Source organism: Idiomarina aquatica, from assembly GCF_003987185.1.
GTDB lineage: Bacteria > Pseudomonadota > Gammaproteobacteria > Enterobacterales > Alteromonadaceae > Idiomarina > Idiomarina aquatica.
In genome coordinates this window covers 13,732-29,170 of record NZ_PIPS01000001.1, presented here as the reverse complement: position 1 = coordinate 29,170, position 15,439 = coordinate 13,732, and the positions used below count along the sequence as shown (strand labels likewise).

Below are 15,439 nucleotides of genomic sequence, written 5' to 3'. Positions count from 1 at the left end.
TTTGTTGACGCCTAAAAGTCATAACTTAACGACAAACGGACGTCGCGACCGGCTTCATACGGGCCAATGACGGTAGGGAATACGTCGCTGTAATCACCAACGCTTGAGTGATCAATATAGAGCTCATCCAGTAAATTGGTTATGGCTAGATTAACGGACAGATCGCTAGTAATATCCCACTTACCGTAAATATCAAGTACGGTATAACTTGGTTTATTGAGTGTATATAACGAATCGGTCCAGCCATTTTCGAGTGCTTGGTGCAGGGTTTCGATAGCAATACTGTCAACGTGCTTCGCGTTAAACCCAATACTTACATCACGGTCAATAAAGTAATCGGCGCCGAGTACCAGGGTGCTACCCCGGCTGTTACCTAAGCCGTTAAACTCATAGCCGTTTAAATCAATAGAGTCGTAGCTACGACTATAAAGAGTCTGGCGTGGTTTTAGTTCGGCATCCGCATCGGAAAAGCCAACGTACAAATCGAGGTTGTCCCAGCGGTAGGCTATATTCAACTCGATACCGGTTGATTCAACGTCACCAATGTTGTTATAAATTGACGTGCCGCCAAAACCACTAAAAATGACATCGTGAATGGTTGACTGATAAATACTCAGTTTGGTGTTCAAGCGACTGACACTGTACTCAATCGACGCTTCGATATTCTCAACCGTTTCAGGAACTACATCACTGCCGACAACAGGAACATCGTCACCGTCGTAAAGGTATTCATCCAAGGTAAAGCCGTCACCAATTTCTTTACCGCGAGCGGCTTCAGCATAGCTTAACCCGAACTTCCAGGCGTCCGTGATTTGATAGGAAAGCCCACCGTTGATGCTTAATTCGCTATCATCGAGCCCAGCTGCTGTGTCTGTTACGGGCTCGCCATAATATTCATCAAGAAGAATACGTTGCTGAAAATCATAATCGTCGAAGCGCACACCATAACTTAACACGAGGTCCGTTGTGATATTGCTATGAGCTTGCGCATAAATGCCCACTACACTGCTTTCTTCAGCGTTTTCCATAGGTCCGCTCGCTGGTCCGCTTTCCACTTCGTCTTTACGATAGTCAACACCGTAGGTAAAACTGTGGTAGAGACGATCGGTGGTGTTTCGTAAATCAAAACCGGTTGTGTCGATGTTGGCCAGCCAATCGAAGCGGCCGCCACGGAATGAAGACTGGGTGTGGTAAGCGGTCGCCTCCAAATAGATCGATTCACTCTGATCAAAACGGTAGTTTGCAACATAGGTATCGCGTTTTGCTGCGCTTGGATAAAGTGGCGCGCCTTCCTCTACGAACCAATTAGGTCGGGCGGAAAATTGCCCCTCTTCATCACGCTGTTCAAGGCTGACTGACAAATAATGTTTATCGGTGATATCGCCACTGGCTTTTATAAAAGCGAGCTCTTGCTCGGCAGCGGTTCCGTAAATTTTATCACCGTCACCGTCTTCCATCGTGTTGCGGTCAACCGCACTGTAATAGCCCAAAAGCCCAAACGATGGGTTCAGCTTACCGTATAGGGTGCCGCTGTAACGCGTTCCATCATTTGAAAAGTAATTGGCTTTGACGCGTCCACCGAATTGCTCGCCTTCATTCAGCAGGTCTTGCGCATCCTTGGTTTTAAAGCGAATCGCACCGCCAATAGCGCCCGGACCATTGGTGGCTTCACCGGCACCCGCTTGAACATCAATTTGTTTTAGTAAATCAGGATCAAGCGTGACACGGCCGATATGGTGGAAAAGGGTTGAGGTTTGTTGGGCACCGTCGACCGTTACATTCAGATAGGCATCTTCCAATCCGCGAACGTAAATTTTTTGTGCAACACCAACAGAGCCGCCCACGCTAACCGAGGGCGATTCACGAAAAATATCAGCGAGGTCGTTAGCTTGAAACTGTTCAATATCTTCTGCGGTAACGCTAAAGTTCGTTGATGCCCCAACGACTTCAATTTTTTCGATCGCCTTTTTTGGCGATTGTTCTTTAGATTCCGCGTCCTTTGATTGAGCGAACGCTGGCGTGTTGAGTAGGGCGCATGCCACACCAGTTAAAACGAACTTATTCATTATTGCTACCTTCCGTGACGGTGTTAAAAAGATTCAGGAGGATATGCTAGTGAGAATTGTTCGTATTTGCAATATTTGTTATTTAATTTTTATTAAGAGCACACATGACGACGTATTCAGGCTCTTGCCTGTGTGGCAAGGTGACATTTGAAGTAACCGGTGAGTTCGACCGCTTTTACCTTTGCCATTGTCAGCATTGCCAAAAGGACACCGGGGGGGCTGTTGGTGGTGCCAGCAGGGGCTCTCGACAACCGGCCTGATTTATCGCCCACGGCTCATGTTTTTACATCCAGCAGCGCCGGTTGGGAAGACGCGTTACCTGAGTTACCAGCGTTTAAACTTGGACCGAGTTGATCGCCGGTTGCACGATAATAAGCCAATGACTGACAGCGCAGTCCGTCTAGATTCTCCAGACAAAATAGGGGCAGGGTGCTTAATCGACGACTCGCTCCATGTGAAAATTACGAAGCCGTTGCCCGCCAATTTCAACCGTTTGCGCTTTAACGACGTTAAAACCGAACCGCTCGTAAAATGGCCGGGCCGTAATGCTTACCATAGAATAGTATCTCGAGATGCCCAGTGACTGACCAACGCTAAAAATATGCGCCATCAAACGTCGACCCACACCTTTGCCCTGGTAGTTGTGATGACAGAAGAAGTGGTCAATTAAGCCGTCTTGCTGAAGATCAGCGTAGCCGACAATCTCACCATCAGCCTCAGCAATAAACGGTGCAATAGCGTCCATTTTTTGTTGCCATACCGAGCAGTCACGACCGCCGGCGGCCCACGCCTCAACTTCGGCCTCACAGTAATCAGCGACATTTATCCGTCGAATCGTGTCAGAGAAAATCGTCCGCAATGCCGACGCATCCGCTGGTCTGTAGTTTCTGATTCCAATCATGCTGGTGGCCTGTATCGGGAGTTTATAAAGAACTCTGCCGTAATCGTTCGTTTTCAAAACGTTCCAATGGGGTGACTCCGGCAGCCGGAAGAGGTTACATAGTGAAACGTATAAAGTATAGGGCGACTGGATAAATATGGACATTGCCTTATTCGATTTTGATGGCACCATCACACACTGTGATACGTTTACGCCGTTTGTAAAACGCGCCATTCCCCAGAATCAAATCATAAAGGATGATAAATTTGAAACTCCTCATATTATGCGCAAGTTTACTTTTCAGTGCTTTAAGCTTCGCAGGCGATACGATTTACGATAAATCCAGAGACCGGCATATCCCAATAGAAGTCTCGTACCCTAATCTGAAGGAAAATTGCGATGAGACTCAAAAGTGCCCGGTGGCATTACTCAGCGCTGGTTATGGCGTATCGCATACAAAATACACTTTTCTGTCCAAGCAACTAAACGACCTCGGTTATATGGTGGTAGCAATTGGGCATGAGTTAGAGAACGATCCCCCGTTGTCGGTAGCGGGTAATTTATATGAAACGCGAAGAGAGAACTGGATGAGAGGCGCCGAAACACTCGACTTCGTAAAACACAATTTGGCACCTACATATAAAAAATATAACTTCAATGATTTACTGCTTATTGGTCATTCAAATGGTGGGGATATTTCTTCCTGGCTTGCAAATGACGGCAAGGACTACATCGACACCGTTATCACACTGGATCATCGGCGTGTTCCACTTCCCAGAAGAGACGATGTCAGTGTCCTCTCCATTCGAGGTAGTGATTACCCAGCTGACGACGGCGTATTGCCTACAAAGAATGAGGCAAAAGAATACGGTATATGCGTCACAGCAATACCAGAGTCTCGTCACAACGACATGACGGATTATGGTCCCGAATGGCTTAAAGACGAAATTACTCACGTTATCGCTAATTTCCTGAACGGCACCGGCTGTCGAGTTGATTCATAATGAAAACCAAAACGCGAACTATTGCGGTATGGGCAGGGTTAATCTCAGTCGTTGTTGGCGCAGTGACCTTTGCGTTGAGTTGGAATTTATACGACGTTCTCGGCGGCCCTATGCCTGGCACCAAGGTGTTACTCTTCCCGGGGAGCTTAACGTTGATATACGTTTGGCATCCACTTTTCACGGAAGAAATTAACTTTTGGCCCAAGTTCGCACTTCAAATGTTTGGGCAGTTCTTCGTTGTTACGGTCATGACAATGCTATGTGTTGGTCTTACTAAGAAGCTATTTCGTGTTATTCAGAGTTATTGATAAGGAGACTGTTAGTCTGCTAGGAGCGATTTGCAGACGCTCGACCTTTTCCCTGATCGGCTGTCCATTTGCAAGTTTCTCGTATAGTCAGGAAAACGAGCGATTTGCTCGTTTTTATCCCAAAGCAATTTGGGCTTTGAAGGCATAAAGCTATTTGTAGCAATAAGTTATCTAATATAATAAAAATTCATTAAGTAGAAAGTTAAGACGGTTCGCGGTAGAAAAACGACCGAATCGCTCGTAAATTAAGATTGTTACAACTCTTGAGGAAGCTCAGGCTATGGATTTAGGAGAAAAAGAACAAAGGGCAGAACGTATAGCTAATGAATGTGGTGGAATCCATTTTCCCCATGAATCGTTTTATATACACTCGATCCTATACTCAGCAGGGCGCTGTTTGGAATCCTTTGATAGGTTTGAGCACTTTAAAACTCAGGATGTAACTCCTGATTATCTTGTTTCGATAGTACAAGAGGCTGTTGGTCATGCTGCTGCACTTTCAAGGTACTTCTGGCCATCGCCAAAAGGTAAGAAGAAAGAAGCTCAGCAAAATAAGCTAAGAATAAATCGTGGAAAGAAGCTCTGTGGTGCCTTTGGCCTCAATGAGTCTTCCCCTTTGTACAACCGGGATTTGCGAAACGCTTGGGAACATTTCGATGAGCGATTAGATGGTTACTTATTAGAGAACGAAGCTGGTATGTTCTTCCCTAGCTCAATAGTTGACGACCACACATTGGCAGATGATCCCATCGGGCATATTTTTAAGCTACTCGACATCGACAATAATTGCTTGGTTTTGTTGGGGAATAAGTTTTTTTATAAACCGATCCGAAATGAAGTGAAAATGGTTTTCGAGAAGGCAATAGAGTTTGACCAAAATGGGTCTCGTTTTCCAATATGCGAAGCCGATTTGTAACAAAACCATCCACCCGATGCCTTCCCGCCGCGCCTTTTGTGCTTGGCGCGAGCGCCAGTTTAATACAAAAGGCACTCTGGTCAGTTACGGGTGATGGCAGCGTTGAAGATCCGCTTTTGGCACCAAGCCGATAGTCGGCTGTGAGCGAGAAGCAGACATTGGATTTTTTGACCTTACAAGGTAGTCTAATTTGCGGGAGAAGCCGATCATGCAAGGTCGACTTAGTACGCTGTTAGATTTCAGGGAGAGTTATGAATACAGAAAAAGCTATTTCTTTTTTCAGAAGGAGTACCGCTTTTGGTCTCCTCGGCTGCGCTCAAGCTCCGGTTACAATGAGCGGCAGGAATCAAAGGGTTTCGTAATAATGAAAGGGAACGTAATGGATGGGCTTGAGAAACACCTCAAGCAATGGGAGCAAATATCAAATCGTCTTCAGGAACAGCTGAAACCAGTTATGGAAGCTCAGAGAGCCTTAGAAAAGACCTTGCCCCCAACTATTGATGCGGAGAGAATGCTCAAGGCTCACTTGGAGCCTTTCTTGGCGCAGCAAAGGAAATTACAGAATGCGTTTGAAGGTATAAAAATACCTAATTATCAAGTTCCTGACTTAAGCCCTTTTACAAAGCAAATACAGCAATACCAGAAATCTCTCAAAGGCATTATTACCCCCGCTTTTGACGAATTACAGGGTTCTTTTCGAGACCTTCCTCCCAAAATACAGGAAGCTCTGCTATTGCTAGCTCAATATGGTTGGTATTTAGATTTCAATATGCCGCTTCCTAGTCTATGGGAAATAAAGAACGCACTCTCAAGTGGCGAAATCGATGAGGTTGAGGAAGTACTTGTAGAGTATTTCGAAAGTCAGTTAGACGAAATAGAAAATTCCTTTAATGCTCAATTCCCTCATAGGTCGCATATCATAGCTTCGGCATTCAAGGCGCATCGCAACGGAGACTATTTCTTATCAATCCCTGTTTTGCTCGCTCAAACAGATGGAATATGTAAAGAAGTAGTCGATCAATACTTATTTATGAATAAAGACAAAAAGCCTCGTACAGCGATCTATGTCGAACAAGTAGCCGCGGACACATACAAAGCCGCACTATTAAGCCCATTGGCAGCAAGCACTCCAATAGGCGCCTCAGAGCACGAGCGAGGAGAGGGGTTTAATCTGCTTAATAGGCATATGGTATTGCATGGAGAGTCACTAGACTACGGAAGTCAGGTTAATAGTTTAAAGACAATATCTCTAGTTAATTATGTATCGCAAGCACTGGAAACTGATGCAGACTCCCCTAACAAAGTCCAGCCATGATAAGTTGCGTTTCGAATTTATCTCAGAGTGCAGAGTCAGCGTTCTCTCCTGGCACTAACCTGATAGCCTACTGTGAGCGAATTGCGGACGTTCGTGCGAAATGAAACAAGATTAACTATCTTCAAATTTAGATACTAAAATCAGCCTCACTGGCTCAAGTAGCGGTTTGAGCACAATGGTGGATCTAATAAATTAGTTGAGCCCGAAAATTCTAGTTATAGGTACAACTGATTTCAGGGTCAATATACTTCATTTATTTCACAAATAATGGTAATATCGAAGTTAGCTGCCGCTCAAATTATCACAACCTTTAATCCAATTACCGCTTGTAAATGGTTTACAAGGATTGTCAGTGGTCTTCACTGTCGCATGATATGCGAGGTAACTGATATGAAGCGTAAAACGGTTCTTGTCAGAAAATATCAACGTTATCGTTTTGGCAACTGGGAAGATGTGTGTCAGCACATGCGCTCATTGCCAAATAGATAATGTTTAAAATGAGCGGCAGCTAATTAATCTTCCATCATATGCTTGTAATGATCGTGAAATCCTGTCCTTCTGAATATTTCTTCAAATGTTTCTAGATATTTGTCTTTAGGTAATGCCCCTGTGTCAAAAAGGTTAACAGCATCTGAGTGAGACATTCTGCTTACAAATCTAAAAAACGGTTTGAACTCTACGACTTCTTCGCCAAGCTCTTCAAGGGTTGTCTTCAGTTTTCCTTTGTTATGAATGAAATTGAAATAATGCTCAAGGATATTTCTCATTGCATTCGGAAGCATGTTGCTACTCATTAATCCATCACGGCAATCTCTTACAATTTGCCAATATGTTTGATAATCATTTTGTAGACTGTTCCTTTCCATTTTTTGAACTGATGAGTAGTCTGATTTTGAAACTCTGAAAAGATTATAATCATTGATATTATTAGTAGGAACAGGGCTTCTCAACAGAAGCAGTTCATGGAAAAAATACATGTTATGAGTCAGCACGAAAACTTGACGGAAATTCTCACAAATAATTTTATGGTGGATAATCGATGCAATGTCAAATACGAAATTATGCGATAAACTCGATATCGGATCGTCAATTACAATGATCCTATTATTAAGGACGACAGCCTCATCTTTGTTTTTCGAACCGTAGCAGGATTCTATAAAATATAAAAAGGTAAGGAGAGTTTTTTCACCTTCACTAAGCGTTGCGTAGACTTCCTCTTCAGACGAGTTTTGACGGGATATTCTGTACAAACCCTGATCTTCAGGGGATGGGACTATAGAAAAGCTAGTTATACCTAGAGATTTTAGTTGCGTATTTATTACCGATATCGACAGCTGAGCACCTGAAGAATGTTCTTGAAGTTTTGTTAATTCAATTTTAGATTCATTTTTCTTTACTTTTACTTTTTTGTATTCGCATCTTAGAGCAGATAATTCATTATTTTTTGACTGCTTTTTTTCATTGAAAATCTCTATCGCAGATCTATTTACATCGAAAATATTCCTCCAGTAGTTATCCCTAATTTCTCCTTTGTACTTTTCCTTATCGTTAAGGCGTGCGTTAAACTCCTGAATTTCTTCGTTTAACTCTGAGACAATCTCATTGATCTCGTTAATTATCGTTGCAGTGTTTTTTAGCTGTACAGTTTTGCTAGGACTACTAATTTTTGAATCTATCTTTCTAACGTTGCTTTCTACCTCACTTTCAAGTAGTTCAAGTAACGTAGTCAGTCTATTCTCGTCTATCGATCTTAGCGAATCAACATCTGAAGAAAGCAAAGTTATTGCATTATGGTAATCATTTTTGAGCTTTTCTAAATCATTCAATCTTTGTTCGTAGGTTTCATCAAAGAGTTTTTCCAGTTGTACCTTAAACCCATCAGGCAGGGCTCTTTGACAAAAAGGGCAATCATCCTGATCATTTACATAGACCATTCCTTTTTTAACCCAGTCGGAGTTGTTTAGTGTTTCTACAAGTGAAGAAAGGTAAGAGTCATCAGAGCCGACAATGCTTTGTTGTAAAACGGGATCTTGTTCTAAAGCTGACATAGGGAAATCTAAAATGCGATGCAGAGGCTTTGGTAAAGTATCATCACTTAGATTTTTAGCTAATTCATCAAGCTCTTTCAGGTTTTTAATAGGCTCCTCTGGATGTTTCAAAACTTCTTCCAAAAACTTTGCTTTTGTATTTTTTCCTTGATAGCAGAATCTTAAAGTATCACTTTTTTGTAGTTCTTTGTGCTTCCATACTTTATCTCGTAGTTGATTTTCAAGCTTTTCAATTTCTGAGGTATTGTTTTTTGCGTTTTCTTCAATCTCATTTAACCTTGACTCAAGCTCATCAATTTCTACTAGCTTTTTTTCAATATCTTCTTGAATTTCTTTATTTTCTTCGCCTACGGTGAATATTCCTTGTTGGCTAGGTTTCTGGTAAAAGTTGTCTTCAATAAACTTCTGATTATAGACAATAACCTCTGCTTCTAGAGGATAGGGCTCAACGGAACATTCTGAAAAGTTAGGTTCTGATATAGACTGCAAGTAGTTTCCAATAGTGCTTTTTCCAGAACCATTCAACCCGAAAAAAAGATTTACTTTTTTGTTAAGGTCTATAATTTCACAAGGCGTGGTCGGAGAGTAACTTGTAACACCTTTAAGAGATATTTTAGATAGCATAATCAATCCATTGAATTCAGTTTGCACAAAATCTTGTATAGCATATGCTCGCACCTTTGTGCAAAGACTGCGACAACAAAAGTACTGAGATATAACGTGCAACGTTTATTGAAAACTGACAGATTTTCCGAGGATTGACATATTTGGTGGCGTTAACGTTCACTATTGGGAAAAACGTGATCAATAAGGGGAACTTATGAACACTGATTTTTGATCAATAATCCCAGGTGCTTCTCTCTATGTACTCGGCCAGATATTAATCAAGTTTGTCATAGAACCAATGCTTGAATTTCGAAGTCTTTTGGTATGAATTACTCAATATTTTCTTCGTAATCAGGGCGAAATGATCTCTGCCGAGGTGAGTGATTCTGCCCAAAGTGAGCTTTTCGTGCTTGCATCAGAGTTGCTCCAAAAAAGGACAGTCCATCATCTGGTACTCACGTTTATCCGTTATTTATGACTTGCCATCGTCAGATAAAGTTTTAAATGCAGCTAGGAGCATGAACCAGATAGGAAACCGTATTAGGTTAGGTAAAGACGATCTTAGTGATGAGCTAGGGATTATCTATGACGAAATGCAAAAAAATCGAGAGCTATTTAGGGATTAATGTAAGCTTTAACAAGTAACTGCAGGTAGCCCCATCTCTGCTGGGCCAGCACTCGAGGGACTTGTTCTAATACCTTTGAACAATGACGTTAACGTCCGCTCCTGGCACTAAGCCGAGGGTCAGCTGCGAGCAAGGAACCGACATTCGAGTTTTTATGTAATTCAATTAGTAATTAGTGTAGATGACGCCAGCGCATATACGGCCAGCTTATCGCAGGAACATTTCACGTTTGGGATGCGCCCGTAGAATATAGGAGGCTCCCTATTATAAATAGTGACTACTTATGTCAGGAAAAAGACAACATTATATCCCTCAGTTGTTACAACGAGGCTTTAAAAGCCAAAGCTATGGCGATGAGCACTTTACGTGGGTCTTCCGCCAGTCATCAAAACCTTTCGAGGCCAATATAAAAAATGTTGGGGTTGAGGGATACTTTTACTCAGAGGGCAATAACTCAGAGGTTGATGAATCGATCACTCAGCTGGAAATGAAGATTGGACGTATTGTCAGAAATTTACAGCAGAGCGATACGCCTGAACCAGTTTCTAAAGACATTGCTATGGTTGTTGCTCACCTAGAGGCTCGTACAAGACATTTACGGCTTTCCTTTATGAGCGCAGGGCAGAGTTTGCTGAATACTCTCGTTGAACTTGTATCTGACGAAAAATCTTTAGTAGCTCTCGTCGAAAATCAAATTGTAAATGAGCCGACCATAATAGATAACGCAATACGAGAACTAGGGGCAACAACTGCTCAAGTTCCCATTCTACGAGAGTTGATAAGGCCTCAACTAGGCCCTTTCATGAAAGAAAATGCTACACAGATAGCGCAAAATTTCAGAAGCGAGGTTTTGAACCTATCGCCCAAAAGACTATTGGATTCAATTAAGACAGGTCATTTATCTGGCCTGAGGGAATCATTAGTTCCAGCACACAAAGCAATTCGTTATGAAACACTAAACTACTCCATCATCACATCTGAACAAGTATCAATCCCCTTAGGTGATTCGATGTTGGTTTTTAAAGTATCAGGCTCTCGCACCTACAAGCCTTTTCTTGATAAAGAAGACCAATTACTAGCAATACTCCTCCCTTTAACACCTTCGAGAATACTTGTTGGGTCAGTTAATCGCAGTATTTATATCGACTTTCTTGAAATTCGCAGAGAAATCGCCCGGTGTTCCTACGAGCATTTTATATCAAGTGAGAACACTGACGACATACAACAACTAGGTTTACTTATTCAGGAAAATGCTCACCTTCTGTCGAAAAGCGAGATTGAAAAAATAGTAAGTAGCTTAATAACGTCTTCTTCCTCAATATAAGCTCCTAAACCGATAATCAATAGACTGTAGACTGTAGACTGTAGACTGTAGACTGTAGACTTTATAGTTTAGAGAGAAAACATTATCTTCTTTTCGTTCTTCAAGACATTTCTATTGAGCGACATTTCACTGATATAGAGCCAAGGTCTGCTAATGGCACAAACCAGACTAAACCTAAAGGACCCCTATGCCACACAAACCGATAAACTTTAAAGAAAAACTCAGCTTGTTTACTGAACAGTGGTCGCCAAAAGTGATTGCCGAGATGAACGATTACCAGTTCAAGGTGGTGAAGCTGCAAGGTGACTTTGTCTGGCATGACCACAAGGAGACCGATGAAACCTTCATTGTGCTTGCGGGGCGTCTGCGCATTGACTTCAGAGACGGCCATGTTGAGCTGTCTGAGGGTGAAATGTACGTGGTGCCAAAGGGCGTTGAACATAAGCCTTACGCCGAGCAAGAGGCGCAGGTGTTATTGATCGAGCCGCGGGGTGTGGTCAACACTGGTGATGAAAAGGGCCGTAAAACCGCTGAAAATGACGTTTGGATTTGATGATGAATGCTACCTGGTTCCGCAATCTCAAGCTGATAGAGTCCTGCTTGGTACCGACAGGTGTCATGCACCAGCGATATCAACCTGCTTGACCGGGTCATTTATGTGTTTTTTATCTTCTGCTTATCCGTAGCAGGCTTATAGCGCTGATAAGGGCTGCCAGGAATAGCCAAAATAATACGACCGACACCCAAACCACAGGAGAGGCCTGGCTCACACCCCATTCCTCGAAGGTTATCTGTTGTTGAGTGAAGATTGATGCCATACCGAAGTATTGTAGTGGGGTGTTTGCCCATAACAGCGTTGCCAAAATGATAGGGGTAATATCAAGTTTAAGCAGTGTCATAAGCTGTGCCAGCAGTGGCGGCATGTTTAAAAGAATACCAATCGTTGTGGTTCTTAAAAGAAATTGTCTCACTGATTTATCCTGTTCAGAAATCATTGAAACAATACGGGGTAAGTTTACTATCGTAAACGAATACAGAAGTTATTTACTCTATTAGCGTAAGGACTAACACGATTGCTGAAAATAAAGCTCCCCCAAAAAAGCTAAGGTTAACAAGAGCGGTGTTATTTAAGTTTATTTTTCTTTGGATTATATAAATGAGCAAAATTAAGAGTGAAAAATAAAGCCAGCCACCCACTAATATATAGAAAAAGCTAATAAAAATAATCTCATCAAAAATATGAATGGCCTTAGTAAAGCTGATTTTTTCATAAAAACCTGACAAAGGCGCTGGAAACTTGTAGGTCATGAGTAAGATTAGGTTACCGAGAAGGTAACCTAGTATCATTACACCTATTGAGCGAAGTGGTTTCATCGATGCCACCGGTAAAACTGTTAACTTTGTGTCTCAAGTCATCTACTATTCCATATTAGCCGATGTCCTTGCAAGTCCAGCGGAAACCAACCAAACGCGGTTATTTTGCAAACATCACGGTTAAGATCAGGAGCACAACAATGAATCCGCAAGCTGTTATCGATTTCTGGTTCGACGAGCTGACATCCAAGCAATGGTTTGCCAAGAGCGATGCGCTGGATAACACCATAAAAACGCGTTTTAGCGACATTTTAGTGGCTGCTGCGGCGGGAGAGTGCTGGCGCTGGCGACAAAGCGCAGAAGGGCGTTTGGCCGAAATTATTGTGCTTGATCAGTTCTCACGAAATGTCTATCGCGACACGCCGATGGCATTTAGTCAGGATCCTATGGCGTTGGTGCTGGCGCAGGAGGCGGTTGCCTGTGGTGCTGATAAAAGTCTGAGCAACGATCAAAAGGCGTTTTTGTATATGCCGTATATGCACAGCGAGTCGGCGGCCATCCATCAACAAGCCGTTATCCTGTTCGAACAGCCGGGCCTGGAGTACAACTACAAGTTTGAGCTCAAGCACAAAGAAATCATAGACCGCTTTGGCCGCTACCCGCACCGTAACGACATATTAGGCCGTACTTCCAGTGAAGAAGAGTTGGCCTTTCTGCAGCAGCCCGGCTCGAGTTTTTAATGCCGGGCGCCTGTAGTGTTTAATCTAAGCGTGGTGAGCGACTCATGCTCACCACTGATTTAAAGACTGACCTTTAAAATTCGTAGGACAACTGCATAGCAATCGAACGTCCCGGTTGACTGTATTGCTCTGTCGGCGTTTGTGCTGGCAGCCCCGCGACACTTTGGTATGGCACGTAATATTTATCGGTGATATTCAGCGCTGCGAGATTTACCTGCCAGTCGCCAAATGAAACACCAGCTAAAATATCGAGCGTGGTGTAACCGGGGGTTTCTATAAATGCACCGGTTTCCGGCGATGCGCTGGGTACATCATCCATTGTGGCTACCGCATTGAGTATGCCGCGAATATGCCATTGGTTACCGAAGTAACCCAAAGAGAAATTGCCCGACAACGGTGATAACGATGTTAGTGCCTCTCCGGTTGCGTCATTCTCGCCGCTGACGTAGGCAGCGGTAGTGTCGATACGAAAGTAATCATTCAGCCAGTGAGTGAAGCTGGCTTCTGCGCCTTTAATGGTTACCTTATCCTGATTCACGTATTGATATTCAACACGCTCTACGCCCGGAATATACGTAGGGCTGCTGCCCACTACGGCGGTTTCAATAAAGTCGTCGAAGTGGCTATAGAACGCCGCGAAACTCCACCGTGTGCTGTCATTGCTGAACTTTAGTCCCGACTCCAGTGAACGACTGCTTTCCGGTTGCAAGTCAGGGTTAGGCAGTATCGCGTAGAAGGGTTCGATACCATGGCTTTGATAAGCCTGGTCATGAGGCGGGATTTTAAATCCTTCGGCATACTGCAGGTAGCCCCGAACGCCCGAGCTGAAGGTATAGATACCGGCAAGTTTGGGTGAGAATGCGGTTTCGCTGATCTCCGCAAGTTCTGACATATCATACAGTGTATTTTCATTTGGGCTCATGTCGTAATGATCCAGTCGCGCGCCGACAATGAGTTTAAAGGCAGAATCCTCGAAAGTGATGTTATCTTGAAGGAATAATCCGGTTAGCCAGGTTTCGGCTCCCGGAAATGCCTTTTGTGGCTCATTATCCTGCACGACGGTGCCGTCGACAGCGATGCGTGTTTTAAACCGGGGTCGTTCTGTATCGTAGTAGTCGGCGTCAAAACCGAACACCAGATCGTGCCGAACTGTGGCTTGCTCCAGTTGCTTTTGGGCCTGCCAACGCGCGCCTATGATGGTTTGTTTAAAAGCATAATCATTGTAGTCGGTGTAAGCCCCTGAGCGACTGGCACCCGCACGAACCTGATCACTGCCTTGCTCATAATCAGTGATATAAAGCTGCCAGTCCTGAGAATCGGCAAGCGCGTTCGATTGATTGCGCTGATAATCGATCGAAAATGCAGTTTGACGGTTGTCGTCGTCGGTTTGGTTGGTCTCGCTAAGCTGTTGCTCGGTGGTTTGCTTAAAATGGTCGATGCTAAACATCAGTTCATCGCTTTTGGCGACGGCTACTGCCCATTTTGCTAACACACTTTGGCTGTCGTAGTCGAAACCCGGTAACGATTCCTCATGGTTTTGCGTTTCGTTACCTTGCCGTGCCGCAACCTGAATCATGGCATTGGACCCATCGAACTGCTGTGCGCCGCTAAATCCAAGTTTCTTTTCGGTGTTTATTCCGTCAAACCCCAGCGTTAAGCCTGCGTGATGGTCCTGGCCGTTTAATAAATCGTCGGGATCGGGTGTTGAAATGACCACGACGCCACCTAAGCCATCGGAGCCGTACAGCGGCGATGCGGCGGCTTTGGCCACTTCAATTTGCTGCACCTGTGTAACGTCTAGATAACCACGACCGACCAGGTAACCACCCCCTCCGGCATAGGCGTCATTCAGTCGACGACCGTCCTTGATGTAGACAACTCGATTGCCACCTATGCCACGAATTGACAGGGTTTGCGGCTGTCCTTGTGTACCAGTGGACTGAATGCTGGGGTCATAACGGAATACGTCGGCAAGTCCGTTGCTCACTTGCATATCAATTTCTTCGGCCGTCACCACACTGACGGCGCCGGCAACGTCTTCGAGCTTCTCTTCCGTGCGGGAGCCGGTGACGACAACGATCTCATCGACCGTTTGCTCAGCCTCGGGGGAGGCGACTTCGGCGGTACTGACTCCGCTGACCATCGTCGTAGCGATCGCCAGTGCCACAAGCGAAGGTTTAAATGCTCGAACTTTATGATTCAAAACGTTCACAAGCTTCTCCAATTTTTTTGAATGACAAAACAAGAATCATGAAAACGGCGTAGATCTAAACGAAAACTATTTGCATTTGC

13 protein-coding genes are annotated in these 15,439 nt (G+C 43.9%); 7 read left to right on the top strand and 6 right to left on the bottom strand.

Annotated elements, in window-relative coordinates:
- Positions 1 to 11 precede the first annotated feature (11 nt).
- The gene (locus CWE23_RS00150; RefSeq protein WP_126819060.1) at positions 12 to 2,066 is read right to left on the bottom strand and encodes a TonB-dependent receptor; all 2,055 of its coding nucleotides are present in this window, start codon (positions 2,064 to 2,066) and stop codon (positions 12 to 14) included.
- Positions 2,067 to 2,170: 104 nt separating this feature from the next.
- On the opposite strand from CWE23_RS00150, the gene CWE23_RS14005 reads away from it, so the two are divergent.
- A complete protein-coding gene (locus CWE23_RS14005) occupies positions 2,171 to 2,326 on the top strand; it encodes a GFA family protein (protein ID WP_476702816.1) in 156 nt (51 codons plus the stop codon).
- A gap of 173 nt (positions 2,327 to 2,499) precedes the next feature.
- On the opposite strand, the gene CWE23_RS00140 is transcribed toward CWE23_RS14005, so the two are convergent.
- The gene (locus CWE23_RS00140) at positions 2,500 to 2,967 is read right to left on the bottom strand and encodes a GNAT family N-acetyltransferase (RefSeq protein WP_126819059.1); all 468 of its coding nucleotides are present in this window, start codon (positions 2,965 to 2,967) and stop codon (positions 2,500 to 2,502) included.
- A 398-nt stretch (positions 2,968 to 3,365) separates the two neighbouring features.
- On the opposite strand from CWE23_RS00140, the gene CWE23_RS00135 reads away from it, so the two are divergent.
- From CWE23_RS00135 to CWE23_RS00125, 3 genes are all read left to right on the top strand, one after another.
- The gene (locus CWE23_RS00135; protein WP_241970499.1) at positions 3,366 to 3,950 is read left to right on the top strand and encodes an alpha/beta hydrolase; all 585 of its coding nucleotides are present in this window, start codon (positions 3,366 to 3,368) and stop codon (positions 3,948 to 3,950) included.
- Positions 3,951 to 4,538: 588 nt separating this feature from the next.
- Positions 4,539 to 5,174, top strand: a complete 636-nt coding sequence (locus CWE23_RS00130) for an EF-hand domain-containing protein (protein WP_126819057.1) — start codon at positions 4,539 to 4,541, stop codon at positions 5,172 to 5,174.
- Between the two features lie 208 nt (positions 5,175 to 5,382).
- The gene (locus CWE23_RS00125; RefSeq protein WP_126819056.1) at positions 5,383 to 6,489 is read left to right on the top strand and encodes a hypothetical protein; all 1,107 of its coding nucleotides are present in this window, start codon (positions 5,383 to 5,385) and stop codon (positions 6,487 to 6,489) included.
- 512 nt (positions 6,490 to 7,001) lie between these two features.
- Here CWE23_RS00125 and CWE23_RS00120 read toward each other — a convergent pair.
- Positions 7,002 to 9,161 (bottom strand): AAA family ATPase, encoded by a 2,160-nt coding sequence (locus CWE23_RS00120; RefSeq protein WP_126819055.1) that lies wholly within the window; start codon positions 9,159 to 9,161, stop codon positions 7,002 to 7,004.
- An 891-nt stretch (positions 9,162 to 10,052) separates the two neighbouring features.
- Here CWE23_RS00120 and CWE23_RS00115 point away from each other — a divergent pair.
- Both CWE23_RS00115 and CWE23_RS00110 read left to right on the top strand, forming a co-directional pair.
- The gene (locus tag CWE23_RS00115) at positions 10,053 to 11,093 is read left to right on the top strand and encodes a DUF4238 domain-containing protein (RefSeq protein ID WP_126819054.1); all 1,041 of its coding nucleotides are present in this window, start codon (positions 10,053 to 10,055) and stop codon (positions 11,091 to 11,093) included.
- 187 nt (positions 11,094 to 11,280) lie between these two features.
- Positions 11,281 to 11,646, top strand: a complete 366-nt coding sequence (locus CWE23_RS00110; RefSeq protein WP_126819053.1) for a cupin domain-containing protein — start codon at positions 11,281 to 11,283, stop codon at positions 11,644 to 11,646.
- Positions 11,647 to 11,758: 112 nt separating this feature from the next.
- On the opposite strand, the gene CWE23_RS00105 is transcribed toward CWE23_RS00110, so the two are convergent.
- Together CWE23_RS00105 and CWE23_RS00100 are read right to left on the bottom strand one after the other, a co-directional pair.
- Complete coding sequence (locus CWE23_RS00105) at positions 11,759 to 12,088, bottom strand: hypothetical protein (protein ID WP_105306356.1); 330 nt, start codon at positions 12,086 to 12,088, stop codon at positions 11,759 to 11,761.
- A gap of 49 nt (positions 12,089 to 12,137) precedes the next feature.
- Positions 12,138 to 12,467 carry a hypothetical protein gene (locus CWE23_RS00100; protein ID WP_126819052.1) on the bottom strand — a complete coding sequence of 110 codons (330 nt, stop codon included), beginning with the start codon at positions 12,465 to 12,467 and terminating at the stop codon, positions 12,138 to 12,140.
- Between the two features lie 140 nt (positions 12,468 to 12,607).
- On the opposite strand from CWE23_RS00100, the gene CWE23_RS00095 reads away from it, so the two are divergent.
- Positions 12,608 to 13,147, top strand: a complete 540-nt coding sequence (locus tag CWE23_RS00095) for a DUF924 family protein (RefSeq protein WP_105306358.1) — start codon at positions 12,608 to 12,610, stop codon at positions 13,145 to 13,147.
- A 73-nt stretch (positions 13,148 to 13,220) separates the two neighbouring features.
- On the opposite strand, the gene CWE23_RS00090 is transcribed toward CWE23_RS00095, so the two are convergent.
- Positions 13,221 to 15,359 carry a TonB-dependent hemoglobin/transferrin/lactoferrin family receptor gene (locus CWE23_RS00090; RefSeq protein ID WP_241970498.1) on the bottom strand — a complete coding sequence of 713 codons (2,139 nt, stop codon included), beginning with the start codon at positions 15,357 to 15,359 and terminating at the stop codon, positions 13,221 to 13,223.
- Positions 15,360 to 15,439: the final 80 nt, after the last annotated feature.